The following is a 23,676-nucleotide window of genomic DNA, read 5'->3' as shown; positions in this document are numbered from 1 at the left end:
AGGAGACTTAGAAGGATGGATAAATATTTAGGAAAAAAGCTGGACGGCAGATATGAGATTATGGAATTGATCGGTATCGGCGGGATGGCTAATGTATATAAAGCCTATGATATTATTGAGGACCGGATTGTGGCGGTAAAAATATTGCGGGAAGAATACATGGAGAACGATGATTTCCGCCGCCGGTTTAAAAATGAAAGCAAAGCTATGGCGGTGCTCAATCACCCAAATGTGATGCGGGTATACGACGTGAGCTTTTCCGATAAAATGCAGTCGATTGTCATGGAATTTATCGACGGGATCACTTTAAAAGAATATATCGAACAGCAGGGTGTTCTGAAATGGAAAGAAGCGGTCCATTTTACCGTACAGATACTGCGGGCGCTGCAGCATGCCCATGATAAGGGAATCGTCCATCGGGATATTAAACCCCAGAATATTATGCTTTTGTCCGACGGCACCATTAAGATCACCGATTTCGGTATTGCCCGTTTTGCCCGCAGCGAAACCCATACGATCACCGATAAGGCCATTGGTTCGGTGCATTATATTAGTCCGGAACAGGCCAGCGGAGATACCATCGACGCCCGTACGGATATTTATTCTGTAGGCGTAATGCTTTATGAAATGCTGACCGGACGGGTGCCGTTTGAAGCGGACAGCCCGGTTTCCGTAGCGCTAAAGCAAATACAGAGCACCGCGCCGACGCCTCGTTCGATCAATCCATCCATTCCGGAGGGGCTGGAAGAGATTACCATGCACGCCATGGAAAAGGATGTGAACAAACGTTATCAGTCAGCGGCGCAGATGCTGCGGGATATTGATGAGTTTAAACGCAATCCCAGTATCCTGTTTGAATACAAATATTTAAACGCGCCTCATGCCGGCGACGATAGAAAATATTCCGAGGCGATTCAATCTGCCAGAAGCTCCAAAGGAAAAAAGAAAAAGGCCAAGGAAAAAGAAAAAGTAAAGCGCGCGCCGATCATCCCGGTGCTGGCGGGGGTTACCGCCGCGTTTGTGATCGTTACCGCGGCGTTTATCGGATGGATGATTTATTTAAACAATCCTTTTGTCAAGGTGGATGACGCGATTGTTCCCACACTGGTAGGGGAGAAATATGATAATGTAAAAATTTCACCGAAGTACTCTGATTTTACTATTCAGGTGGAGGATACTGGGTTCAGCGACGAATACGCCAAGGGAATTATTTACGAGCAGTCTCCCAAGGAGGGAACTACTGTAAAGGTGGACAGCATCATCAAAGTAAAGGTAAGCACCGGTCAACAGACAGTGACGCTGCCGGATTTCTCCGGTCAGGACGCGGCTCAGGTATTCGCCCGACTGGACGAATATGGGTTGGTATATGAAGAGACGTCTATCTTTGACGACGGGATTCCTTCCGGGTGCGTGGTCAAAACCAACCCTGGGGAAGGCGCGCAGGTGACTGCTGGAAGCCTGATCACTGTATATGTTAGTATGGGAAAAGAAGAAAAACTGGTGACGGTACCGGATTTGATCGGAATCAAGCTGGACGACGCGAAGAAACTTTTAGGGGATAATTATAAACTCAAACTTGGGAAAATTACCTATGACAATGATAGCGATGAGCCGGCAGGCGTAATTATTGAACAGTCCTTCGCTCCGGACAGCCAGGTATCTCAAGGTTCGGCGATTGATGTAGTGGTCAGCGGGGAAGACGACGACAATATGATCAAACTTACCCTGATGATCCCCCTGCCCAGGGAGATTGGCCGCCAGGTGGAAATGAGCGCTACCCTGGACGGAGTAGAGGTCCAGAAGGATACTTTAGTTCCGGCGGAGGCCAAAACCTGGAAGCCGGTGTTTGAAGGGGAAGGCGGAAAAGCGGATGTGGCCATCTTCTTTGACGGAGAACTGTATCAAACGTATGAATTAGATTTTGACCGCAAAGGTCATACGCCGATCGGAGATTATTCGTCGGAATTTACGGAGTAATATGGAAGAGTTGAAAACAGGGCTGATTACCAAAGCGACCGGAGGGTTTTATTATGTCGCCTGTGGCGGCAGGGAATATGAATGCAGAGCTAGGGGGCTGTTCCGCAAGACCGGAATCAGCCCCCTGGTGGGCGATGCTGTGAAAATAGAAGTTACCGGAGAAAAAGAGGGTTATGTAGTAGAAATCCTGCCTCGGAAAAATTCTCTGGTACGCCCGCCGCTGGCGAATGTAAATACGTTTGTGATTGTAGTCAGTATAAAAGACCCGGCCCCAAATCTGCTGGTAATCGATAAAATGATGGCCATCGCCTGCCATAAGGGGATGACCCCCATGGTCATCGTTACCAAAACCGATCTTGGGGACCCATCGGAAGTGGAAGAGATCTACCGAAAGGTAGGAATTGAGGTACATACAGCTTCTATCTGCAGCGATGGATGGGTGGAAACCGTTAGAAACGCGCTGTCCCATGGGATCAGTGCATTTTCAGGAAACTCCGGTGTGGGGAAATCCAGCCTGCTCAATAAAATTGACAGCCGTCTGGCGATTGCCACCGGCGAAACCAGCCAGAAATTAGGCAGGGGAAAACATACCACACGGCATGTACAGCTTTATCCTATAGGGGATGGTTATATTGCCGATACGCCGGGATTTTCTGCGGTGGAATTGGAAAGGTACGAGATCATTTTCAAGGAAGAACTGGAGGACTGTTTTCCGGAATTTAAAAAATATTTGGGGAAATGCCAGTTTACTGGCTGCTCTCACACCGTGGAAAAGGGATGTGCTGTGATCCAGGGGGTAAACCAGGGAGAAATTCCTCCCTCCCGTCACAAAAGTTACTGCACAATGTATGAGGATGCCAAAAAGATTAAAGAGTGGGAAGTAAGAAAGGGGCAGCCGGATGAATAAAAAATGCGTGATACTGGCCGGCGGTCCGCTGGAGGACTGCGATAAGGTGAAGTTTCAGCTAGAAAAGCAGGATTACTGTATTGCCTGCGACGCAGGATATCAGCTGGCTGATTACTTCCACATTGTTCCCGATCTGATGGTGGGAGACTTTGATTCCTATCGGGGAAAAATAGATCCAAGGGTGGAAACCTATACGGTGCCTGCGGAAAAAAATGATACGGACACCATGCTGGGACTGAAAATCGGGCTAGAGAAAGGATACCGGAAATTTTTAATTGTAGGCGGTTTTGGAGGACGCTTGGATCATACCGTCGCTAATTTGCAGTCGCTGGTGTTTTTGGCGGATAAAGGAGCTTCGGGGGAAATACGCTCCAATCGTAATTGGGCGACGGCGATCAAAGAGGATACCCTCGCGCTGCCGAGAGCGGAAAATAGTTATATTTCTGTGTTCGCCGGGGACGGAGTGTGTACAGGGGTCAATCTGCATGGAATGAAATATCCCTTGGAGGAGTACACTCTGACGCCCCAGTTCCCGCTGGGAATTAGCAACGAATTTTTAGAAGAAACGGCGCGGATCAGCGTGAGGAAAGGGACGCTGCTTGTGATTATCTCAAGAAAAGAAGGGGCGGTTGACAAGCCTGCACAAGCCGGAGTATAATCGAGGATAACGGATAAATCCATCTGTTTGGAAGGTTGTTATTATGGCGCAGATACTGGTGGGCGAGCAACCGGCGGTGCCGAATATAAGATATTGAACGGCCGCTGTACTGTTATTCCCGGCCTCCTTTCTGGTTAGTTTTTTTGCTTTTTTATGCTCCCAAGTGGGATGAGATATTTGTTGGTTTTTCCCTGAGCGGTTATCTTTATTTTTCCGGTGCAGTGGAAACCCTTGCATATTTCCGTGCTGATTTTGGCCGGCGGGATCATTATAGCGGTGGCCTGGGTTGCTTTTGACGGAGGGGTGCGCTGCTGCGCAGGCGCCTTCGCTAAAAAAAGAATGGATGCAGCTTGGAGCTTTTTTATGATCAGCGGTGCGGCTTCTTTTTTACTGAGCATAGGTGTTTTGGTGTTTTCTATGGCCCCTGCGCTCAGTTTGCAACTAGGATATTTGGCATGGGGGCTTGAGGGCGCTGGGGATGGCGTTTGCTAAAAACAAATGATTTCATACGGCGCAGGAGAACCTGTGCTCTGCCGTTTTTATAGGAATTACAGCAAAGTGAGGGATAGGAGTAAGATGACAAAAATTACAGTAAAACCGATGTTTTGCAAAGGACCGGCAGGGGAGGATCTGCCGATGTATACCTTCTCCAACAGCAAAGGAATGGAGATAGACGTAATCCCTTACGGGGGAGATATTGTGTCCATCCGAGTTCCGGATCGGGACGGGAACATGGGGGATGTATTGCTGGGGTACGACGGTGAAAATTATGTGAATAACGCCAGGTACCGGGGACAGCTGATCGGCCGATGCGGAAATAGAATCGGCCGCGGGAAATTTACTTTAAATGGAAAGTCCTATCAGCTCAACTGCAACGACGGAAGAAACCATCTTCACGGAGGGAATGTGGGCTTTAATAAAAAGGTATGGGATTGTCAGATAGAGAGCGCTCCGCAGGGGGATTTTCTGACGCTGAAATACCACAGCCCGGATGGGGAGGAATTTTATCCGGGGAATATGGACGTAACAGTCACCTATAGTTTAACGGACAAAAACGAAATCGTTATCCGCTATCAGGCGGTAAGTGATAAGGACACCCTGTGTAATCTTACCAATCACGCATATTTTAACTTGAGAGGACATGACACAGGGGATATTTTAGACCATGAGGTAAAAATATATGCCGATTACTTTACTGAGGCGGACGAGGAAAGTATTCCTACCGGTCGGGTATTGGCAGTGGACGGTACGCCGATGGATTTTAAGCAGTTCCATAAAGTAGGCGAGCGGATTGATGCGCAATATACTCCGGTGATATACGGAAAAGGGTATGATCATAACTGGGTGCTCAATAAAGGGGATAAGGTTATGGGGCCTTGTGCTGAAGTGTACTGCGAAGCTACCGGCAGGCTGATGAGATGTTTTACCACCTCTCCGTGTGTGCAGTTTTATACCGCTAACTTTATCAACGGTTCCACGATCGGTAAGGGCGGCTACCGTTATCAAAAACGAGCGGGACTGTGTTTAGAAACCCAATTTGCTCCGGACGCCGCGAATCATCCGGACTGGGCCAGTCCGATTTTGCGGGCGGGAGACTTGTGGGATTATACCACCATCTATGAGTTCTCTGTAAAGGAATAGTCTTTTGTAAGAATAAGAGGCGGCAAAAGCAGAATGCTTTTGCCGCCTCTTATTTTATAGGTGCTCTGTCTGTCTTAGTAACGGGGACATCCTCTTTTGTCGCTTTTGCAGTTACAATTGGGGGTAAACGGCATATAAGGAGCAGATTTTTTTCGGGGAGCACTGGCAAAAGGAACCGCTGGGGTTTCTGCCGTGCATCCGCAGGGTGGAACCACTACCGTAGTGTCTATCCCGCAGCCACAGGCAGACGCTGATGTTTGTGAGGGATATCCGCAAGGAGAGCTCACAACGGTAGTATCTGCGCAGCCGCAAGCAGGGGTGACGACCGTTTCGCTTACACAGCCGCATGCAGCAGTTGTTTGAGGAACATCACAGGTTGGAGAGGTAAGAGTAGCAGCAGGCGCAGGCGCGCAGGCACAAGGATTTTCTTTGGGTGGGCACTTCATATCAAAGGATGGATTGAACGCATAAAAGTTTTTAGCATCCAAATGATCCTGGGTGATTCTTAAGGCGTCTCCAAATCTCTGGAAGTGAACGATTTCACGCTCACGCAGAAATTTAATCGGATCACGAACATCTGGGTCATCCGCCAGACGTAAAATATTATCATATGTCAGCCGCGCTTTTTGTTCCGCAGCCAAATCCTCGCTTAAGTCGGCGATGGTATCGCCGGTTACCTGGATGGTAGAGGCGCTGAAAGGCATGCCGGAAGCCGCCTGGGGATATACTCCGGCGGTATGATCAATAAAGTAGGTGTCGAACCCGCTTTTTTTGATATCACAAATGGACATCCCTTTCGTCAGTTGATAAAGAATAGTCGATACAATTTCAATATGTGCCAGTTCTTCTGTCCCGATGTCGGTCAGCATCCCCTTTACCTGATCGAAAGGCATGCTGTAACGCTGCTGAAGATAACGAGTGGCAGCGCCTAATTCTCCATCCGGACCTCCCAATTGAAAAAAGAGATGATTATCAATCCAATGCGGCAAGAAGATTTCTCCACTTTGCTGGATGCAGAGAATAGTATTTACTCAGTCGATGCTCCGCCAGGCGGATAAATTCTGCCTTTTGTTCATGATCCATTTTTTGGATCAATAAGACGGAGCCGTCAGAGCAGTGTAGCTTGGAAGGAAGGGCGACTAATTCCTTTTTGATTGACATGAAAAATTCCCCCTTTTAATAAAACTATATTCCCATTTCATTGAATATAGTTTTATTAAAAGGGGGAACGGACTATGAAAACAGGAGCGGCTTATATCCGGGTATCTACCGAAGAACAGATTGAATTTTCGCCTCAGAGTCAAAAGAAAAAAATTTTAGAATATGCCGCTGATCACGAAATTGTTTTGCCTGAAGAATATATTTTCCTTGATGAGGGTATCAGTGGGCGCTGTGCCGAAAAACGCCCCGCATTTATGAAAATGATCGGGATGGCGAAAACAACGCCCCGGCCGTTTGACGTGATTTTAGTGTGGAAATTTTCACGTTTTGCTAGAAACCGGCAGGACAGCATCCTGTATAAATCCATGCTCCGCAAGCAATGCGGCGTGGATGTAATATCCATCACAGAGCAGCTTGGGGGAGATCCAACGGGAGTATTAATAGAAGCCCTTTTGGAGGCGATGGACGAATATTATTCTATCAATCTGGCCCAGGAAGTAAAGCGGGGAATGAATGAAAAATTTTCTCAGGGCGGGGTAGTTTCAAAACCGCCTTTCGGTTATGTGATGGGAAAAGGGAAATTTGTTGTTGACGAGCAGGCCGCCCCCTTGGTTCAAATGATTTTCCATGATTTTTTAGAGGGACTTTCCTGCCGTCAGATTGCTATGAAACTAAATAATATGGGAGCGAGAACGGTAAAAGGGAATTTATTTGAAAGCAGAAGCGTAGCCTATATCTTGCAAAACCCTGTTTATTTGGGGAAACAGCGCCGGGGAATAAAAGAGGCGGCCCCCATTGTCATGGATGGCCGGCATCCCCCGCTTATTGAGCAGAAAATTTTTGAAGAGGCCCACAGCCGGCTTATCCAAGGAACCCATTTTTTCACTGGGGATACAGGGGAAAGAAGAGCGGACTATATGCTTCAGGGACTGGTGCGCTGTTCCGGCTGCGGCGGGACACTTACACGCAATGGGCAATCGCTTCAATGTCAGCGGTATGCCAAGGGAAAGTGTCCTGTTTCCCACAGCATCCGGCTGGAAAAACTCAATCGGGTGGTGTTGAGACAATTGGAGGAGGATCTAAAGGGGCAAACTATAAAAATACAAATTGAAAAAAACACGGGGAGAACCCGGGACAAAGCGTTGCTTGTTTTTTTGGATAAGGAGCGTAAAAGGATGAAAAGACTGGAAGAAGCTTTTGAAGCGGGGGTGGACACCCTGGAGGAATATCAGAGAAAAAAGAAGGAAGTTCAGCAAAGGATAAAGCGCCTGGAAGCGGAAGCAGAGGAAAGGAAAAGAGATGAAAATTGGCCTGTTCAATGTATTCAAAAGACCAGCGACAGCCTGATCAAAATTCTTTCCGGGGAGAAAATAAGCGAAAGAGAGAAAAATATACTGCTTTGTGCCTTTGTTTCCAAAATAATATTTGACCGGAGAAAAGGCACCATCGAAATTCATTATTATTCTTAAAAAAATCAGGAAAAATCCCATAAAACATTGTAATATTCCATATTTACGTGAAAAGCGTAACATGTTATGATATAGATGGTAAAATCTGATCCAATAGGATGGACAGATAAAAGAAAGGAATGGATAATCATGGGGAATTACTTCCGTCCCGAGATTGAATGTGCGTCTCGGGAGCAGATAAAGGCTTGGCAGGATGAACGCCTGGTAAAAACAGTAAAACATGTGTATGATAATGTGCCCTATTACAGGAACTTGATGGAGCAGAAAGGGGTAACTCCGGGGGATATTAAGTCCACGGAAGATTTACATAAACTCCCCTTTCTTACAAAGGACGATTTAAGAGAAGCATACCCCTATGGCCTGCTCGCAGTTCCGCTTCACGACTGCGTTCGTATCCAATCCACCAGCGGTACTACCGGAAAACGGGTGGTCGCCTTTTATACCCAGCATGATATCGATCTGTGGGATGACTGCTGCGCCAGAGCGATTGTTGCAGCGGGCGGAACGGCAGACGATGTGGTTCAGGTATGCTATGGTTACGGTCTGTTTACCGGGGGACCGGGGCTCAATGGAGGTTCTCATAAAGTCGGCTCCCTGACGCTGCCTATGTCCTCAGGAAACACGGATCGGCAGATTCAGTTTATGACCGATTTAGGAGCCACCATTCTTTGCTGTACTCCTTCTTATGCGGCCTATCTGGCGGAAAGCATCCTGGAAAGAGGACTTCGGGATAAAATAAAATTAAAAGCGGGGATCTTCGGCGCGGAAGCTTGGAGCGAAGAAATGCGCCAGGACATTCAAAATAAATTGGGAATTAAGGCATACGATATTTATGGCCTTACTGAAATTTCCGGTCCGGGCGTTTCTTTTGAATGCAGCGAACAAACCGGGATGCATGTAAATGAAGACCATTTTATTGCGGAGATTATCAATCCAGTCACAGGGGAGGTCCTGCCGGATGGAGAGAAAGGGGAATTGGTGTTCACCAGCATCACCAAACAGGCTTTCCCGCTGCTCCGGTACCGTACCCGCGATATTTGTGTTCTTAACCGGGAGAAATGTTCCTGCGGAAGAACCCATGTAAAAATGAGCAAGCCTATGGGCCGCAGCGACGATATGCTCATTGTCAAGGGCGTCAATGTATTCCCGTCTCAGATTGAAACTGTGCTGCTGAACAAAGGTTATCCGGCAAACTATCAGATTATTGTCAGCAGGGTCAACAACAGCGACCGCTTAGAGGTTCAGGTGGAGATGACGCCGGAAATGTTCTCGGATAATTTAAGTGAGATTTCTAACCGGGAAAAAGAACTGGTGGAAGCTATGAAGGCAATGCTGGGAATTTATGCGGAAGTGCGCTTGGTAGCGCCGAAAACCATCGCCCGCAGCGAAGGCAAGGCGGTGCGTGTAATCGACAACCGGAAACTGTATTAATTGGAAAGAGGTGCGCTGTTATGACCGTGAAGCAAATCTCCGTATTTGTAGAGAATAAACCTGGCCAGTTGGCGAGATTTACCAAGGTGCTTGAAAAAAACCGGATTGATATGCGGGCGCTGTCTATTGCAGAAACTCCGGATTTTGGGATCCTTCGGGTAATTGTGGACGATCCGTATAAAACCGCTTGTGTCTTAAAAGAAGAAAACTATATCTTCTCAATCACTCCCGTACTGGCTGCGGCAGTTTCTGATGAGCCGGGCAGCCTGGTAAAAATACTGGATCTCTTAGGGGAAAATAATATTAATTTGGAGTACACTTATGCTTTCATCACCAGAAAGAAAGATCTGGCATATATGATCTTTCGTGTGGAGGACAATGAGAAAGCTAAAAAAGTGCTTACCGAAAACGGAATTGAACTTATCTGCCAGAGCGAAATTAACGAGCTGTAATTTAACCGTACAAAAGAGACCTGTAAGCGAAAAGCTTACAGGCCTCTTCTTTTTGCAGCCCCAGTCTGCAGCTTGCGGGGAGACGTCCGCTGATGACGGGGAAAAACATCCGGGTTTTTGAACGCTGGCCACAGAGGTGCAGGATGGTTTTACGGCTGTTTTTTTATAATTTTTTCATGACTTTCGGTTATTCTTTTGATAAGAGAGACCGCGAGCCCGTCTACAGGCTCAAACGGCTTCGGCGGGGCAGAGTGGGGCCCAATTTTTTTTTCAAACCAGATGACGTCGTGCCATTTTCCATTTTTATAGCCCGTGTCCTTACAGACCCCCATGATCCCAAAGCCGAATTTTTCATGCAGACGCTGGCTGCCAGGGTTTGGGGAAGTAACCAGGCCATAGACATTTTGAACGTTCTGACAAGCCAAAATTTCCAGCAGGGCGCCATACAAAGCGCCGCCGATTTTATGGCCCACATATGCCTGGTCCACATAAACGGACAACTCCGCATTCCACTGGTAAGCCGCCCGTGCCAGCTGACGGTGGGCGTAAGCATATCCCACCACGCGGCCGTCAATTTCACATACCAGGTAAGGATATTCCCGGGAGATATCCCGAATACGCTGAGTAAACTCTTCCAGGGATGGAACCTCATATTCAAAGGTAATGCAGGTATCCTTGATATAAGGACGATAGATATTCAGTATTTCTTTGGCGTCTTGTATGGTCGCCAGTCTGATCCGCGCAGTCATTCGCTCTCTCCCCCTCCTGTTAATATACTCATTTTATCCCAGGGAAGAGCATTTTTCAATATAAATCATCTCTTTTTACCATTGGGACCGCCCAACTGGCTAATGATTACCTTCGCCAGAGCGGGATTTGGATTTTTAATTTTTACGGGGTATTCTAATTTTTTCTCATATATCCACATAATGTATTACGCCTCCAATTCCCATGGCCACGGTCCTTTTACCCACTGCCAGCACTCTAAATTCGCCGCGCTGCTGTGGGTGAGGGGACCAAATTTGTTTTCGAATTCTGCTACTGCACAATCCCGTGCTTGTTTTACCTTACTATAATAGGCAAGAGCATTTTTACACCTTGGATGGCTGTCAAGATATAGGGACAGGTCATATAAGGTGAAATCATAATTTTGAATAACTTTTAATAAACGACGACGCTCACACATTGGGAACCGCCTCCTGTCCAATGAAAGGTTTATCTAACCCTGGAAAAACCGTGCCTCTTTCAAGGGCAACTTCAGGCTCGTATACAGAACACCACTCCTGCCACGGAGTATAGAACATGGCAAGTTCCATCTGTTGGGGACACGCATATGCTGCGTTCTCTTCAACAGCGATAAACACTGCCGGAGTTTCTTTTTTGCAATCCATAAATCATATTCTCCTTACTCAAAGAATTCTGAGGAAGCGAAGCCCCTCACGATCATTATATTCATATCTTTAGGTATGTGCTTGAAATTAAATGGGGGAAAAACGCAGCTGCAATATCAAATGAAACTATTTATTTTAAAAACAAGAATTTTCCGTCTGGCAGCAAACCCGATCTGTCAAAAATAACCGCAAAAGAAAAATTTGGGTAAACATTCCTGTAAAAGCAATTTGAAACTTCCACATAATTCAGTTTTTGTCTGTAAATAATAATCGTACCGACAAAAAGGTGAGACACACCATAAATGGAAATAAGGAGGAACAATTCTAATGAAAGCCACAGGAATTGTACGGCGCATTGACGATTTGGGACGGGTGGTAATCCCAAAAGAAATCAGAAGAACAATGCGTATCAGGGAGGGCGACCCCCTTGAAATATATACAGATAACGACGGCGAGGTAATTTTCAAAAAATATTCTCCCATTGGGGAACTTTCTTCATTTTCTACCCAGTATGCGGAAGTTTTAAGCAAAGTGGGCGGTTATCCGGTGGTAGTATGCGACCGGGACCATGTAATAAGCGTAGCGGGAATCCCTAAAAAAGAACTTCTGGAACGCAGGGTATCCCCAGCGCTGGAAGAAATGATGGAACAGCGCAGACAGTTTGCCATTACAGAAAGTGACGGAAAAAGAATGCAGCCGGTAGAGGGAGTGGACCGGTACGCTTTGGTACAGGCCCCGATTATCGCCGCGGGCGATGTTTGTGGAAGCCTGATGTTTATCGCCGGAGAAAATCCCAATCCGGCAACGGATACAGAGATGAAATTAATACAAGTGGGAGCGGCTTTCCTCGGAAAACAAATGGAGGAATAAGCCTTATGGAAAAGAAAGAGAGCAAAGTCGCCCCAGTATCCAAACAAGTAAAAGACCGGGTGGAACGCAGGGTAGAACAGGTAATTGACCGCCTTCCCAGCGAAACCGATCCCCAGGGGATGTACACCGGCAAACCGGTTGTTCCCGGAGAGGTCCCGGTACAGGATGCGGATGATCTTTGATATAAAAAAGGCCCTTTGCCAAAACAGACTCCTGTTTTGGCAAAGGGCCTTTTTAAACTGTTGTACATCTGTATTTTGACCGTTTGTAACCAAAATTTAAAAAAAACGTATAATAGGTTAAAGCGGATATAGGCAAGATAAAGGGGGCCGACAAACAATGAAAAAACATCAGTTTTATGACTGCAACTGCTGGGCGATGGTTGGCGCAGGCTTTGGGCTTGGCGTAGTACTGGCGCTGTTTACCTCCCTTAAAATCGTACTGATTATGGCTGGGCTGGGACTGGTTGCATTAGGAATTAGGGTGCTGCTTTTATGAGAAGCGCACCTTGTATATCAACATATTATATTTTTTAAAAGGTGGTCTGTCATATGAAAATTGTCGTGGTAAAAAGTCCGAAGTTCTTATCCCCTATTCTTCGTTTTTTCTTTAAAATTAAAAAAGATCCAGCATAAATATACACGGAATAAATTTTGGACGGATAAGATATCCGTCCTGTTTTTTTGTTCTTTTTCAAAATTCTGTGCTAGAAAAGAAGAAATGGACATATATTTGTGTAGAAGAATTTTTAAGTATCGCCCTTATCTTCGGCGTGCTGCAAAGATTGGCTGCCGGCCAGTCATTATAAACAGTGAGGAGAGGTAAGCTATATGGAACTGAATTTAGCAAAGCAGACCGTAAGCATAAACGAAGTTATCTATGACGGTACCGCGGAACAGCCGATCGAATGTGATGTACTGCTGCCGGATTATTGTCCTGATATCCAAAAGATACTTCGGTGTGAAGTGGTGCCGTCTATCCTTTCAAGTATGGTAAATGGGGATAAACTGGCTATCGATGGGATGGCGGTGGCCCATCTTTATTATTTGGATGAAGAGAGATGTATCCGCCATACAGAGTATAAAATTCCTTATACCAAGGTTATTGAGCTTCGCACTGCGCCCATCACCCCTACCGTATGCGTATCCCAATCGGTAGAATATTTTAACTGCCGGGCTGTCAGCCAGCGCCGTTTAGACATGCGGGGAGCAGTGACCATGGCCATCAAAGTAACCAGTCAGGGCGAGGAAGAAGTAGTATGCGACGCCACTGGAATGGGAATGCAGCTATGCCATGACAGGGTGGAAAACATTAAAATTCTGCCCCAGGTTATCCGTCAGTTGACTATCCGGGAAGAAGTGGAGCTGGGGTATGGAAAATCTCCTATCGGCGGAGTAATCCGGTATAACGTGTCTGCAGAAGTAGTGGATTATAAAGTGATCACTTCCAAAGTAATCACCAAAGGGGAAGTGAGTATTAAGATTATCTATGCCTGTGAAGAAGACAGCAGGAAATTGGATATGATGGAATATGCCCTTCCGGTGAGTCAGATTATCGATATTGACAATGTGGATGAGGACTGTTTGTGCAACGTGTGGTATGATGTATGCTCTGTGGAGATTACCCCCAAACGGGACCCGGAGGGAGAGAACCGGATTTTTTCTTTGGAAATTGCTATTAACGCGTGTGCAACCGCCCACCGCAAGGTAGAATTAGAAGCTTGCAGCGATTGTTATTCTACCTGTTATGAATGTAAACAGCAGTCAAAGCAGGTACCTTTCTTACAGCTTGTAGATATAGCCAACGAAAATTGTATGTACAAAGAAACACTGGACCTCCCACCCAACGTGAAAGGAATTATCGATACCTGGTGTGTTGCGTCCTCGGTGATGGCAAAGGTGGAAAAGGATTGTATTGTGGTTTCCGGGAAGCTAAATATCTGTATGTTTGTGTACGAAGAGGACGATGAGATTGCCTATTATGACCAAATGCAGGAATTTACCCATAAAATCCAACTCAGCCAAGGTTATGACGCGGTTATGTTCAGCCCTATGGTCCGGGTGGACGCCACTACCTTCTCCATGACCGGTCATGAAAAAATTGAGGTTCGGTGCACAATTAAAATAAAAGGGAGCATTTATAATCAATACCGTAAAAACGTCCTGTGTGATGTTTCGGTAGATGAAAGCCGCTGTAAATCCCGCCAGGATAATTTGCTTTATCTGTACTATCCTACCGAAAAGGAAAGCGTATGGGATATTGCTAAACGCTATAACACTTCGGTAGCTGCGATTATGGACGGGAACCACCTGGAAGATAAGGATTTAGGCGCGGCGAAGATGCTGATTATCCCAATGAAATGAAGAACTTCTTTAAGATTTACCGAAAGGGGAGAAGATGATGGAGTCACAGACCATTTATAAAGATATCGCCAAACGCACAGGCGGGGATATTTACATAGGAGTAGTAGGACCGGTGCGTACTGGAAAATCTACATTTATCAAGCGCTTTATGGAAACTTTGGTCATTCCCAATATCACCAGTGAGTTTGTACGGGAACGGGCTACCGATGAGCTCCCGCAGTCGGCGGCCGGACGTACTATTATGACAACCGAACCCAAATTTATTCCCGAAGAAGCGGTGAAAATTTCCCTGGCGGACAATGCATCCTTCAATGTGAGAATGATCGATTGCGTAGGCTATATTGTTCCAAGCTCCTTAGGCTATATTGAAAATGAACAGCCCCGTATGGTGGTTACCCCCTGGTTTGAACAGGAAATTCCTTTTAATATGGCGGCGGAGATCGGAACTCAAAAGGTAATCAACGAACATAGCACCATCGGACTAGTGGTCACCACCGACGGCAGTATCAGCGAAATTCCCCGTGTAGAATATGAAGAAGCGGAACTGCGGGTAGTTACCGAATTAAAACAGATCAACAAGCCATTTGTGGTACTGCTTAACTGTGTGGATCCTTCGGCTGCCTCTGCCCAACAACTGTGTGGGGAGCTTCGGGAAAGATATGAGGTGCCGGTAGTAGCGGTCAACTGTCTGGATCTGGGAGAAGAGGATATAAAAAATATCCTGACTAATGTGCTGTTTGAGTTCCCGGTAAGAGAGGTGGCTGTGGAAATCCCAGGATGGATCAACTCCCTGGAAAGCACTCACTGGCTGAAGGCGGCCTTGTATGAGTCCATTCAGACCAGCGCGTCCGCTATCACCCACATCGGCCAGTTGAAAACCAAACTGATGGCGATGAATGAATGTGAGTATATCAGCCGGGTAGAGCTGGAAAATATTGATCTTGGCTCCGGAAGCGCGAAAACCCGCGTAGAAGTACAAGGGGGACTGTTTTATAAAATTCTGGGAGAGGCCACTGGCCTGGACATTGCAGATGAAAGCGGTCTTATGCCTTGTATGATTGAGCTTGCTGCCATAAAGAAAGAATATGATAAGGTAAAATGCGCTTTGGATGAGGTGGCGGCCACCGGCTACGGCATTGTGATGCCGTCCTTGGAGGAGCTGACTTTGGAGGAGCCGGAAATTGTTAAACAGGGCGGACGGTACGGCGTACGGCTGAAAGCATCCGCGCCTTCCATCCATATGATGGCCGCCAATATTACAACGGAAGTTTCTCCTATCGTGGGAAGCGAAAAACAGTCGGAAGAACTGGTAATGTATCTGCTGCGTGAATTTGAGGAAAGTCCAAGCAAGATTTGGGAGAGCAATATTTTTGGAAAGAGCCTGCATGAACTGGTAAACGAAGGGCTGCATAACAAACTGTACCGCATGCCATCCGACGCCAGAATGAAGCTGCAGGAAACAATCGAACGAATTATCAACGAAGGCTGTACAGGTCTTATTTGTATCATCCTTTAATATTTTTAAGTTCCGGCGTCCTTTTTTTAAAAGGCGCCGGTTTTTTCTGTGTCTGCTAAAAAAATGTCTAAAAGCAGGAAGAAATAATAGTGCAAAATAGCGGACGGAAAATAATTGACATCAAAAGGGAACGGTGGTAATATATGAGTATATTAAACAAGCAAATAACCAAAATATACCCAAAAGCTTCTAAATTTTTGGAGAATTTACGAGCGAAAGTCAATTTTATTTTGAGTTTGCACAAGTTAATAGCTAGAAAGGGGAATATTTTATGAATCAGAATATCAATGAATGTCTGAGAAAAGGCGACAAGGAAATTCCGTTCGGATACACCTCTATTGCTGAAATAGACGGGGTCCATTCGGATATGCTCATGGACTTCGGTACTCTTCGCATGAAAAAAGGCGATGTGTTTGAAGAAGAGAAAGACCTGGAATGCGCCTACTTGCTGGTCTCCGGTGAAGTGAAGTTCAGCTGGTGCGGCAAAGAACAGGTTGCCAGCAGAGGAAACTGCTTTGATGACGGTGCCTGGGTTCTGCATGTTCCGGCAGGAACTAAAATTAAAATTACCGGAATTGGCGAGGACAGCGAGCTGACTGTACATAGAACGGTAAACACGACTAAATTTGAGCCTAAACTGTTTGCTCCAGAGGATACGCCTACCGAATATCGGGGCGTAGGGACCATGAAAGAAACCTGCACCCGTGTTCTGCGCACCTTCTTTGATAAGAGCAACGCTCCTTGGTCCAACTTGATTTTAGGAGAAGTAATTAATTATCCGGGCAAATGGTCCAGCTTCCCGCCCCATGACCATCCCCAGCCGGAAATTTATTATTACAAAATTAACCCGTCTAATGGGTACGGCTTCAGCGAGTTGGGCGATAATGTGCTGAAGGTTCACAACAACGACACCGTGTTTATCGATGGAGTAACCCATCCCCAGATCGCCACTCCCGGCCATGCCCTGTGGTATATGTGGGTTATCCGCCATCTGGATGATAATCCGTACATTACCCCTCATTTCCTGGAGGAGTTTGATTACCTGAGAAATCCGGACACCACTATCTGGCCGGACGGAAAAATCAGACAGTATTAAAATTGCGGCAGGCCCCGGTTCACGGCTGGGGCCTGTTTTTTTAAACTTTGGACGCCGTCGCAGAGGACTGTGCGTCTTGGCCGATTTGTTTGGCGGTCTGGTGCTGGAATAGTTGACTGCAGTACACCGATCAAAGAGAACCATACGTCAGAGGACTATAAATAAAGAACCTCCATGCTCTGCATGGAGGTTCTTTACTATACAAACAGAAAAAACAGGAGATACACAAAATATTTTTCTACCGCACTTTAGGAGCTAGCATGCCAGAGGCGGCAAACACAGGCTGAAAAGGGCCTGTGGGCGCTCTGCCGGGAAAAGCGCGCACATAGGAGATGGAGAGGGACAGCGTTTTATCCGCGGGCTACCATTTCGCCGTACTTTTCTTTGCTTTGGCGGATAAACTCTTTGACTTCTTCCATTTTTGGCATAGCCGCGGAACAGCTGTGGGCGGATACCAGCATGGAGGCGGAAGCGCTGCCGAACTCCAAGGCGTCCATCATTTCCCAGCCTTCCATCAAAGCGGTCAGGAAAGCGGAACCATAACCGTCGCCGCCGCCGAAGGATTTCAGACAATCCACAGGGAACGGCTTGATGGAATAGGACAGGCCGTCATTGGTATAAGCGGTCGATCCCTGCTTGCCGTGTTTAATGATGACGATTTTGGCGCCGAACTTATGCCATCTGGCCGCGGTAGCCGCGTCGTCTTCCTCTTTGTCCACCATCAAAGCTTCCATCAGATTAAATTCCTCTTTGGATCCCATGATGATATCGCTGTTTTTGCCAACAGTGGAGTAGTAAACGGCAATTTCATCCTTGGATTTCCAGTTGTAAGGACGATAGTCTATATCAAAAATTAAGACAGTGTTTGTTTTCTTCGCCAACTCCATAGCTTTCAGAGCCGCTTCCCGGGAGGGGCTCTGGCACAGGGAGGTACCGGAAATCAGAAGGGCTTTGGCGGACTTTATGTAATCCTCGTCCACTTCCGACGGGTCCAGCGTTAGATCGGCGATAGCGTCCCGATACATGAGGATGCTGCTTTCGGTGGGGCTGAGAATTTCCGTAAAGGTCAGACCCAGTTTCTCGCCGTTTTTAGCGCGGAAGATATGAGAAGTATCAATTCCGTCATTTTTAAAATAATCGATTACATAATCGCCGAACTGATCGTCAGAAACCCTGCCGATAAATCCGGATTTTTTTCCTAAACGAGCCATGCCCACCGCGATATTGGCAGGGGAGCCGCCTACATACTTGATAAAATTGCTGCTTTTGGAAAGAGGCTGGTTAATATCAGTCGGATTAAAATCGATACAGGCACGGCCTAACGGGATAATATCCAACGGGCGGGAAGCGTCAAATTCTACATATTTCACTGTCTAACACTCCTTTGTTCATCACTGAAATGGGTATATTTTGGAAAAATATTGGGTTAATATTAATTACATTATAGTTTATTACGAATAAAAGTCAACGTTTTTTCTGGAAAAACTCCAAAAATATTAAAATTTGAGGGAAAATAGAATTGATTTTTCTTCCAAAAGATAATATACTGAATAATAGCTAGGATGGAGGTGAACCATTTGCGAGTAAAGCGCATTGAACAGATTGAAGATTATATCAATTTGCACAAAACCGTTACGATAGATAATTTGTGCGAGGTTTTTCATGTTTCCCGCAATACGATTCGCAGAGACCTGGATACATTATCTGCTAAAGGCGTAGTCAACAAGATTTACGGTGGGGTGACCTCCAACAAAACCCAGGAAACTATCCCCTTTGAAGAGCGCAATATTAAAAATATGGATATGAAAAACCGCATCGCTCGAAAAGCGGCGGAATTTATAGACAATGACGATACTCTTTTTATTGACTCCGGCACCACCGCAACTACTTTGTTTAACCAGCTCAGTGAGAAAAAACGGCTCACCCTGTTTACAAACAACCTGGAAATTGTGGTAAAATCCATTTATGCCAATGACTTTCATGTAGTTTCCACCGGCGGGGCGCTGGCACGGAATACCTATTCTACCGTAGGTCCTGACGCCGCCCGCTTGTTAGAGCGTTATAATATTAAAAAGGCGTTTATGTCTGCTACCGGCCTTTCCATCGGCAGCGGACTGACCAATTCCTCCCAGGGAGAATACGAGGTAAAAAAGGCGATTATCTCCCGCTGTCATAAGGTTTATATGTTAATTGACAGCAGTAAATTTGGGGATGTGTCTTTAATGACGTTCGGCAGGATCGAGGATGCGGACGTGATCATTACGGACAAGGCCCCCTCCCAGGAATACCTGGATTATTTCCGGGAGCACGGAGTAGAATTGGTAATTGCTGATTAAAAAATAGTACAAAATAACTATGAAAAGGCTGATGCAATTGTGCGATCAGCCTTTTTTTCTTTAAATTTTCATTTTATATTGACATATTTTGATGTAGTTTATATAATGTTTTTAAAAGACAATCAAAATATAACCAAAATATATCCATTAAATACACAAACAGGTTGTTTTTGTTGCCACTTGGAGGTATTGCGATGTTAGTAAACTTAACGGATATGTTCAGCCAGCATGGGAACTATGCTATTGCGGCATTTAATGTGTTTGGCTATGAGGATGCGGTTTCTGTGATACGGGCGGCGGAGGAAGTAAACGAGCCGGTCATACTCATGGTTAACCGCGACGCCGCCCGGCACATGCCTTTGGACATTCTGGGGCCGATCCTTACTACTCTGGCGAAACAGGCCAAAGTCCCAGTGGATGTCCATCTGGATCATTCGGTGGATCTGGAGTCGATTGCCAAGGCGGTAGACGCGGGATTTACCTCGGTCATGTTCGATGGCTCCCAGCTGAGCTTTGAGGAAAATGTGGATAAAACCTTAAAAACCATTGCCCTTGCCCGGCCGAAAAACATTTCGGTGGAGGCGGAAATTGGGTCGGTTGCTTATTCCGATCCCAGCATCCAGGCAAAAATGATTTATACGGAACCGGAAGAGGCCCTTCGTTTTTACCAGGCTACCCAGGTGGACTGTCTGGCGGTTTCCGTGGGTACGGTGCATCGAATGGTGGTGCAGGAGGCAAAGTTACAGTTTGATCGCTTGGAAAAACTCAAAAATACGGTAGAGGTTCCCCTGGTAATTCATGGATCCACTGGTGTTCCGGACGCGGACTTAACCAAACTTTCCCGGTATGGCGCCCGCAAGATCAATATTGGGACCTGCCTGCGTATGGCGTTTGGCAGAACTTTACGCAAATGTATGGAAGAAAATCCAGAGGAATTTGACCGCATCAAGCTGTTCCAGGAGCCAATGAAGGCAGTGCAGCAGGCGGCCAAACAAAAAATACAGCTATTAAAATATTAATATAAAAATTTTAGAAAGAGGTTGATCAACTTATGAGTGAAGTACAAATTTTAAAACCTTACATAAATGGACAGTGGGTGGAGTCCAAAACAGAAAAATACACCCCAGTTTATAATCCCAGCACCGGCGAAGTGATTGCGAAAGCACCTTGCTGTACGGTAGATGAGGTGGAACAGGCCATTGCTGCTGCAAAGGCCGCGTTTCCCGGCTGGTCCAACACCCCCCCGATCAAACGCGCGCAGATTCTGTACAAAGTAAGAGAATTGATTATTGAAAATATGGACGATCTGACCCACAGCGTTGCCCTGGAAAACGGAAAAGCCTGGGCAGAAGCGCAGGGCGACGTACTGAAGGCCAAAGAAGGCACCGAGGTGGGATGTAATATCCCGTCTACATTGGCCGGGCTGGGAGAATCCTTAAGAGACGCTTCCTCCGGCTATGATACCGTGCTTTATCGGGAGCCTCTGGGTGTATTTGCAGGAATTATACCGTTTAACTTCCCTGCAATGATCCCCATGGGCTGGATGACCCCTCTTTGTATCGCCAGCGGCAATACTATCGTGTTGAAGGCCGCCAGCATGACCCCAATGACCGCCATGAAATTTGCGGAGATCTACAAGAAAGCCGGGCTGCCCGACGGGGTTATCAATATTGTAACCTGCTCCCGTCATGAAGCGGAAATTTTCTTAAATCACGAGGATATCAAAGGAGTATCCTTTGTAGGGTCCACGAAAGTTGGTCTGCATATCTACAGTGAGGCGGCCAAAAACGGTAAGCGGGTTCAGGCCCTGTGCGAAGCGAAAAACCACGCTTTGGTGCTGGAAGACGCTCCGATCAAAAGAACGGCCGCAGGGATCATTAACGCTTCCTTTGGCTGCGCGGGCGAAAGATGTATGGCGCTGCCGGTAGTGGTTGTACAGGAGTCGATTGCAGATGAACTGATCAGTGCGGTAGTAGAGCTTGCGAAAAAGATCAAAGTTGGTCCTGCGTACGATAAAACGACCGATATGGGACCGGTTGTTACTGCGGAACATCGCAAGTTTGTTACCGACTGGATCGAAAAAGGCGTGCAGGAAGGGGCTAAATTGGTGCTGGACGGCCGTGACTGCAAGGTTCCCGGCTATGAGGACGGTTTTTATGTAGGGCCTACCATTTTTGATCAGGTTACGCCGGATATGACGATTGGTGATTGTGAAGTGTTTGGACCGGTACTTTGCTTCAAGCGTGTCAAAACCTTTGAAGAAGGCTTGGAACTGATGAATCGCAACCCATTTGCCAACGGGTCGGTCATCTTCACCCAAAACGGCCATTATGCCAGAGAGTTTGCCAAACGTACCGACGGCGGAATGGTTGGCGTAAACGTTGGTATTCCGGTACCGGTAGGAGTATTCCCCTTCTCCGGGCATAAGAAATCCTTCTTCGGAGATCTGCACACATTGGGCAGAGACGGCGTGCGCTTCTATACGGAAACCAAATGCGTTACCACCCGGTGGTTTGACGAAGAAGAAAAGACAAAGGAAAAAGTCAGCACTTGGGATGGTACCATCTGATCCCTAGTTGTATGTAAAATTTGGTCGAAATGCTCCATCTGTTTTTGCAAAACACCTGGGGCATTTCGTGTAATAGCATAGAAAAATCATCAGACGTCTGATCAATTTTTACAAATTTTCGTGATTTCGCTATAAAGTTTTGATTTATGGTTGAAATTTCTATCGTAAATGTATTATAGTTAAGTTACACCTTATGTTTAGAAACCCAAAACCGCTTAATAAACAGCGTAGTCTATTAGAAAATACTAGCATAAGGGAGGTCGATAAGGACAACTTTTCGTTTTTAAGGGACGCAGAATTGTTTATCTATTAAGGAGGAAAACTGAATGAGAAATATGAAAAAGATATTGGCGTTAGTATTAGCGTTGGTCCTTTGCCTGAGCCTGCTGGCTGGTTGTTCCAACAACTCCACTGATACCCCTAGCGAGGATTCCGCTCCGGCCTCCGATGCAGCTCCGGCAGATGATACCGGCGACGGCGAAGAGTATCCACCGGTTACCATTACCCATTGGTTCTGGCCGGACAGCGACAGACATATCGAAATCTTCCAGAGCATGGTTGACGACTTCAACGCTACCAACGGCAAAAACATCACCGTTGTTGCGGAAGTTCATCCTTGGGACGGCGGCCAGTACAGCGAAGACCTGTTCACCGCGGCAATGGGCGGCGGCGCACCGGATACTGCTGGATTTAAACTGACTTCTACTCCGCTCTTTGTAGCCAACAACCTGCTTGAACCACTGGACAGCTATATTGACGCTTGGGAGAAGAAAGACGATATCGATCCGGATCTGTTAAACACTCTGCGCGGTGTTACTAACGACGGAAACCTGTATCTGATGCCTTGGAACACCCAGGTGCTGTATGTATACTATCGTCCTTCCATGTTCGAAGCGGCTGGGATCGAAGTTCCTACCACTTATGAAGAATTCCTGGAAGCTTGTAAGCTTTGTACCCGCGACGGCGTTTACGGCTATGGTATGCGCGGCGGCAAAGGCGGCCAGGAGCCTTGGGGCAGCTTCATTCATGCCCGCGGCGGCAGCTTTGAAGATTTGACCACCCCAGAATCCATTCAGGGTATGCAGGACTTTATCGATCTGTTCCAGAACGGTTATTGTCCTCCGTCCGCTCCTAACGATGGATTTAATGAAATTATGGCGAACTTCCAGTCAGGCGTTAACGCTATGACAATTCAGCATATCGGCAGCTACACCAATATGGTTGAGGCCCTGGGCGACGACGTGGATGCATTCCCGTTCCCCAACAGCCCGGACGGCCGCTGGACTTCCATGGGCGATACTGAAACCGTAATGTTCGCTGATTGTGAAAATAAAGAAGCGGCGTTCGAATGGATCGCTTACTTGGCAGCTGGCAAAGGTCAGTTCACCTGGTGTACCGAAACCGGTAACGTTCCAGTTTCTTTAAGCGTACGTGAAACTCCTGAAATTCAGGAAAACAAATTTATGAAAGTTTCTATCGAAGGCGCTCCGTTCGCAGGCATTCTGCCAGTTCTCGACACCACCACCGAGTGGATCAACAACGTATGGCCGGCGACAGTTCAGCAGGCCCTGCTTGGTGAGATCACTGCAGAAGAAGCTTGTAAGAAACTGCAGGAGGAGTTATATAAATAACTTTCTTTTGAAACATAATTAAGCGGTAAATTTTTCGGGCTGTAATTTATTCTCAATGGATTACAGCCCGAAATTTCTAAGAAATCCAGGAGGTGGCCCACAGTGGGGAAGAAGAAGAGCGGGATATGGCCGTATCTGCTGATAGCGCCGGCACTGATAATAGTGGTAGCAGTGGTGTTCATCCCAGTAATCAACGCGGTATCGATGA

24 protein-coding genes and 2 pseudogenes are annotated in these 23,676 nt (G+C 46.6%); 19 read left to right on the top strand and 7 right to left on the bottom strand.

Annotated elements, in window-relative coordinates; all coding sequences use genetic code 11:
* Window positions 1-15 precede the first annotated feature (15 nt).
* The 5 genes from pknB to H8705_RS08920 all read left to right on the top strand — a co-directional run bounded on the left by pknB (window position 16) and on the right by H8705_RS08920 (window position 5,183).
* Window positions 16-1,977, top strand: coding sequence for a Stk1 family PASTA domain-containing Ser/Thr kinase (pknB, locus tag H8705_RS08940; protein WP_262395432.1), 1,962 nt, complete (start codon window positions 16-18; stop codon window positions 1,975-1,977).
* Between the two features lies 1 nt (window position 1,978).
* On the top strand, window positions 1,979-2,884 hold the full coding sequence (gene rsgA / locus H8705_RS08935; RefSeq protein WP_262395431.1) for a ribosome small subunit-dependent GTPase A: 906 nt from the start codon (window positions 1,979-1,981) through the stop codon (window positions 2,882-2,884).
* Window positions 2,877-3,542 (top strand): thiamine diphosphokinase, encoded by a 666-nt coding sequence (locus H8705_RS08930; protein WP_262395430.1) that lies wholly within the window; start codon window positions 2,877-2,879, stop codon window positions 3,540-3,542. The genes rsgA and H8705_RS08930 overlap by 8 nt, the downstream gene beginning before the upstream one ends.
* A gap of 231 nt (window positions 3,543-3,773) precedes the next feature.
* On the top strand, window positions 3,774-4,034 hold the full coding sequence (locus H8705_RS08925) for a hypothetical protein (protein ID WP_262395429.1): 261 nt from the start codon (window positions 3,774-3,776) through the stop codon (window positions 4,032-4,034).
* 84 nt (window positions 4,035-4,118) lie between these two features.
* Window positions 4,119-5,183 carry an aldose epimerase family protein gene (locus H8705_RS08920; protein ID WP_262395428.1) on the top strand — a complete coding sequence of 355 codons (1,065 nt, stop codon included), beginning with the start codon at window positions 4,119-4,121 and terminating at the stop codon, window positions 5,181-5,183.
* A gap of 446 nt (window positions 5,184-5,629) precedes the next feature.
* On the opposite strand, the pseudogene H8705_RS08915 reads toward H8705_RS08920, so the two are convergent.
* Together H8705_RS08915 and H8705_RS08910 are read right to left on the bottom strand one after the other, a co-directional pair.
* Window positions 5,630-6,178 (bottom strand): annotated as a pseudogene (locus H8705_RS08915) (manganese catalase family protein); the annotation flags it as partial.
* Complete coding sequence (locus H8705_RS08910) at window positions 6,156-6,344, bottom strand: hypothetical protein (protein WP_262395427.1); 189 nt, start codon at window positions 6,342-6,344, stop codon at window positions 6,156-6,158. The pseudogene H8705_RS08915 and the gene H8705_RS08910, both read right to left, overlap by 23 nt.
* A gap of 74 nt (window positions 6,345-6,418) precedes the next feature.
* On the opposite strand from H8705_RS08910, the gene H8705_RS08905 reads away from it, so the two are divergent.
* The 3 genes from H8705_RS08905 (at window position 6,419) to H8705_RS08895 (ending at window position 9,696) form a co-directional block, all read left to right on the top strand.
* A complete protein-coding gene (locus H8705_RS08905) occupies window positions 6,419-7,813 on the top strand; it encodes a recombinase family protein (RefSeq protein ID WP_262395426.1) in 1,395 nt (464 codons plus the stop codon).
* A 129-nt stretch (window positions 7,814-7,942) separates the two neighbouring features.
* Window positions 7,943-9,244, top strand: a complete 1,302-nt coding sequence (locus tag H8705_RS08900; RefSeq protein WP_262395425.1) for a phenylacetate--CoA ligase family protein — start codon at window positions 7,943-7,945, stop codon at window positions 9,242-9,244.
* A gap of 20 nt (window positions 9,245-9,264) precedes the next feature.
* The gene (locus H8705_RS08895; protein ID WP_262395424.1) at window positions 9,265-9,696 is read left to right on the top strand and encodes an ACT domain-containing protein; all 432 of its coding nucleotides are present in this window, start codon (window positions 9,265-9,267) and stop codon (window positions 9,694-9,696) included.
* A 149-nt stretch (window positions 9,697-9,845) separates the two neighbouring features.
* Here the strand turns inward: H8705_RS08895 and H8705_RS08890 are convergent, their stop codons facing one another.
* From H8705_RS08890 to H8705_RS08875, 4 genes and pseudogenes are all read right to left on the bottom strand, one after another.
* Window positions 9,846-10,445 carry a GNAT family N-acetyltransferase gene (locus H8705_RS08890; RefSeq protein ID WP_262395423.1) on the bottom strand — a complete coding sequence of 200 codons (600 nt, stop codon included), beginning with the start codon at window positions 10,443-10,445 and terminating at the stop codon, window positions 9,846-9,848.
* Window positions 10,446-10,519: 74 nt separating this feature from the next.
* Window positions 10,520-10,624 (bottom strand): annotated as a pseudogene (locus tag H8705_RS08885) (manganese catalase family protein); the annotation flags it as partial.
* A gap of 6 nt (window positions 10,625-10,630) precedes the next feature.
* Window positions 10,631-10,882, bottom strand: a complete 252-nt coding sequence (locus H8705_RS08880) for a spore coat protein CotJB (protein WP_262395422.1) — start codon at window positions 10,880-10,882, stop codon at window positions 10,631-10,633.
* On the bottom strand, window positions 10,875-11,087 hold the full coding sequence (locus H8705_RS08875; RefSeq protein WP_262395421.1) for a spore coat associated protein CotJA: 213 nt from the start codon (window positions 11,085-11,087) through the stop codon (window positions 10,875-10,877). The genes H8705_RS08880 and H8705_RS08875 overlap by 8 nt, the downstream gene beginning before the upstream one ends.
* A 327-nt stretch (window positions 11,088-11,414) precedes the next feature.
* On the opposite strand from H8705_RS08875, the gene H8705_RS08870 reads away from it, so the two are divergent.
* The 7 genes from H8705_RS08870 (at window position 11,415) to H8705_RS08845 (ending at window position 16,932) form a co-directional block, all read left to right on the top strand.
* Window positions 11,415-11,957: a stage V sporulation T C-terminal domain-containing protein gene (locus H8705_RS08870; RefSeq protein WP_262395420.1), complete on the top strand. Its 543-nt coding sequence runs from the start codon at window positions 11,415-11,417 to the stop codon at window positions 11,955-11,957.
* A gap of 5 nt (window positions 11,958-11,962) precedes the next feature.
* The gene (locus H8705_RS08865; RefSeq protein WP_262395419.1) at window positions 11,963-12,139 is read left to right on the top strand and encodes a hypothetical protein; all 177 of its coding nucleotides are present in this window, start codon (window positions 11,963-11,965) and stop codon (window positions 12,137-12,139) included.
* A 157-nt stretch (window positions 12,140-12,296) separates the two neighbouring features.
* Window positions 12,297-12,455 carry a hypothetical protein gene (locus tag H8705_RS08860; RefSeq protein WP_262395418.1) on the top strand — a complete coding sequence of 53 codons (159 nt, stop codon included), beginning with the start codon at window positions 12,297-12,299 and terminating at the stop codon, window positions 12,453-12,455.
* A 53-nt stretch (window positions 12,456-12,508) separates the two neighbouring features.
* A complete protein-coding gene (gene spoVM / locus H8705_RS13705) occupies window positions 12,509-12,592 on the top strand; it encodes a stage V sporulation protein SpoVM (RefSeq protein ID WP_392392082.1) in 84 nt (27 codons plus the stop codon).
* Between the two features lie 195 nt (window positions 12,593-12,787).
* Window positions 12,788-14,320, top strand: a complete 1,533-nt coding sequence (locus tag H8705_RS08855) for a DUF3794 and LysM peptidoglycan-binding domain-containing protein (protein WP_262395417.1) — start codon at window positions 12,788-12,790, stop codon at window positions 14,318-14,320.
* A gap of 37 nt (window positions 14,321-14,357) precedes the next feature.
* The gene (gene spoIVA / locus H8705_RS08850; protein WP_262395590.1) at window positions 14,358-15,836 is read left to right on the top strand and encodes a stage IV sporulation protein A; all 1,479 of its coding nucleotides are present in this window, start codon (window positions 14,358-14,360) and stop codon (window positions 15,834-15,836) included.
* A 271-nt stretch (window positions 15,837-16,107) separates the two neighbouring features.
* On the top strand, window positions 16,108-16,932 hold the full coding sequence (locus H8705_RS08845; protein ID WP_262395416.1) for a 5-deoxy-glucuronate isomerase: 825 nt from the start codon (window positions 16,108-16,110) through the stop codon (window positions 16,930-16,932).
* A 350-nt stretch (window positions 16,933-17,282) separates the two neighbouring features.
* Here H8705_RS08845 and iolC read toward each other — a convergent pair whose 3' ends face one another.
* On the bottom strand, window positions 17,283-18,302 hold the full coding sequence (iolC, locus tag H8705_RS08840; RefSeq protein ID WP_262395415.1) for a 5-dehydro-2-deoxygluconokinase: 1,020 nt from the start codon (window positions 18,300-18,302) through the stop codon (window positions 17,283-17,285).
* Window positions 18,303-18,509: 207 nt separating this feature from the next.
* Between iolC and H8705_RS08835 the strand changes: the two genes are divergently transcribed.
* The 4 genes from H8705_RS08835 to H8705_RS08820 all read left to right on the top strand — a co-directional run bounded on the left by H8705_RS08835 (window position 18,510) and on the right by H8705_RS08820 (window position 23,468).
* Window positions 18,510-19,268 carry a DeoR/GlpR family DNA-binding transcription regulator gene (locus H8705_RS08835; RefSeq protein ID WP_262395414.1) on the top strand — a complete coding sequence of 253 codons (759 nt, stop codon included), beginning with the start codon at window positions 18,510-18,512 and terminating at the stop codon, window positions 19,266-19,268.
* A 194-nt stretch (window positions 19,269-19,462) separates the two neighbouring features.
* On the top strand, window positions 19,463-20,287 hold the full coding sequence (locus H8705_RS08830; protein WP_262395413.1) for a class II fructose-bisphosphate aldolase: 825 nt from the start codon (window positions 19,463-19,465) through the stop codon (window positions 20,285-20,287).
* A gap of 32 nt (window positions 20,288-20,319) precedes the next feature.
* The gene (locus tag H8705_RS08825) at window positions 20,320-21,837 is read left to right on the top strand and encodes a CoA-acylating methylmalonate-semialdehyde dehydrogenase (protein WP_262395412.1); all 1,518 of its coding nucleotides are present in this window, start codon (window positions 20,320-20,322) and stop codon (window positions 21,835-21,837) included.
* Between the two features lie 326 nt (window positions 21,838-22,163).
* Window positions 22,164-23,468, top strand: coding sequence for an ABC transporter substrate-binding protein (locus H8705_RS08820; protein WP_262395411.1), 1,305 nt, complete (start codon window positions 22,164-22,166; stop codon window positions 23,466-23,468).
* Window positions 23,469-23,676 lie beyond the last annotated feature (208 nt).

It is taken from the genome of Youxingia wuxianensis (genome assembly GCF_014385085.1).
In the GTDB taxonomy this organism is placed as follows: domain Bacteria; phylum Bacillota; class Clostridia; order Oscillospirales; family Ruminococcaceae; genus Youxingia; species Youxingia wuxianensis.
The sequence above is the reverse complement of the archived record's forward strand: the minus strand, read 5'-3'. Positions and strand labels throughout refer to the sequence as shown.

Excerpts from the sequence above, each read along its gene's own strand:
- pknB (WP_262395432.1), top strand. The coding sequence starts at position 16 with ATGGATAAATATTTAGGAAAAAAGCTGGACGGCAGATATGAGATTATG.
- rsgA (WP_262395431.1), top strand. The coding sequence starts at position 1,979 with ATGGAAGAGTTGAAAACAGGGCTGATTACCAAAGCGACCGGAGGGTTT.
- H8705_RS08930 (WP_262395430.1), top strand. The coding sequence starts at position 2,877 with ATGAATAAAAAATGCGTGATACTGGCCGGCGGTCCGCTGGAGGACTGC.
- H8705_RS08920 (WP_262395428.1), top strand. The coding sequence starts at position 4,119 with ATGACAAAAATTACAGTAAAACCGATGTTTTGCAAAGGACCGGCAGGG.
- H8705_RS08910 (WP_262395427.1), bottom strand. The coding sequence starts at position 6,344 with ATGTCAATCAAAAAGGAATTAGTCGCCCTTCCTTCCAAGCTACACTGC.
- H8705_RS08905 (WP_262395426.1), top strand. The coding sequence starts at position 6,419 with ATGAAAACAGGAGCGGCTTATATCCGGGTATCTACCGAAGAACAGATT.
- H8705_RS08900 (WP_262395425.1), top strand. The coding sequence starts at position 7,943 with ATGGGGAATTACTTCCGTCCCGAGATTGAATGTGCGTCTCGGGAGCAG.
- H8705_RS08895 (WP_262395424.1), top strand. The coding sequence starts at position 9,265 with ATGACCGTGAAGCAAATCTCCGTATTTGTAGAGAATAAACCTGGCCAG.
- H8705_RS08890 (WP_262395423.1), bottom strand. The coding sequence starts at position 10,445 with ATGACTGCGCGGATCAGACTGGCGACCATACAAGACGCCAAAGAAATA.
- H8705_RS08880 (WP_262395422.1), bottom strand. The coding sequence starts at position 10,882 with ATGTGTGAGCGTCGTCGTTTATTAAAAGTTATTCAAAATTATGATTTC.
- H8705_RS08875 (WP_262395421.1), bottom strand. The coding sequence starts at position 11,087 with ATGGATTGCAAAAAAGAAACTCCGGCAGTGTTTATCGCTGTTGAAGAG.
- H8705_RS08870 (WP_262395420.1), top strand. The coding sequence starts at position 11,415 with ATGAAAGCCACAGGAATTGTACGGCGCATTGACGATTTGGGACGGGTG.
- H8705_RS08865 (WP_262395419.1), top strand. The coding sequence starts at position 11,963 with ATGGAAAAGAAAGAGAGCAAAGTCGCCCCAGTATCCAAACAAGTAAAA.
- H8705_RS08860 (WP_262395418.1), top strand. The coding sequence starts at position 12,297 with ATGAAAAAACATCAGTTTTATGACTGCAACTGCTGGGCGATGGTTGGC.
- spoVM (WP_392392082.1), top strand. The coding sequence starts at position 12,509 with ATGAAAATTGTCGTGGTAAAAAGTCCGAAGTTCTTATCCCCTATTCTT.
- H8705_RS08855 (WP_262395417.1), top strand. The coding sequence starts at position 12,788 with ATGGAACTGAATTTAGCAAAGCAGACCGTAAGCATAAACGAAGTTATC.
- spoIVA (WP_262395590.1), top strand. The coding sequence starts at position 14,358 with ATGGAGTCACAGACCATTTATAAAGATATCGCCAAACGCACAGGCGGG.
- H8705_RS08845 (WP_262395416.1), top strand. The coding sequence starts at position 16,108 with ATGAATCAGAATATCAATGAATGTCTGAGAAAAGGCGACAAGGAAATT.
- H8705_RS08830 (WP_262395413.1), top strand. The coding sequence starts at position 19,463 with ATGTTAGTAAACTTAACGGATATGTTCAGCCAGCATGGGAACTATGCT.
- H8705_RS08825 (WP_262395412.1), top strand. The coding sequence starts at position 20,320 with ATGAGTGAAGTACAAATTTTAAAACCTTACATAAATGGACAGTGGGTG.
- H8705_RS08820 (WP_262395411.1), top strand. The coding sequence starts at position 22,164 with ATGAGAAATATGAAAAAGATATTGGCGTTAGTATTAGCGTTGGTCCTT.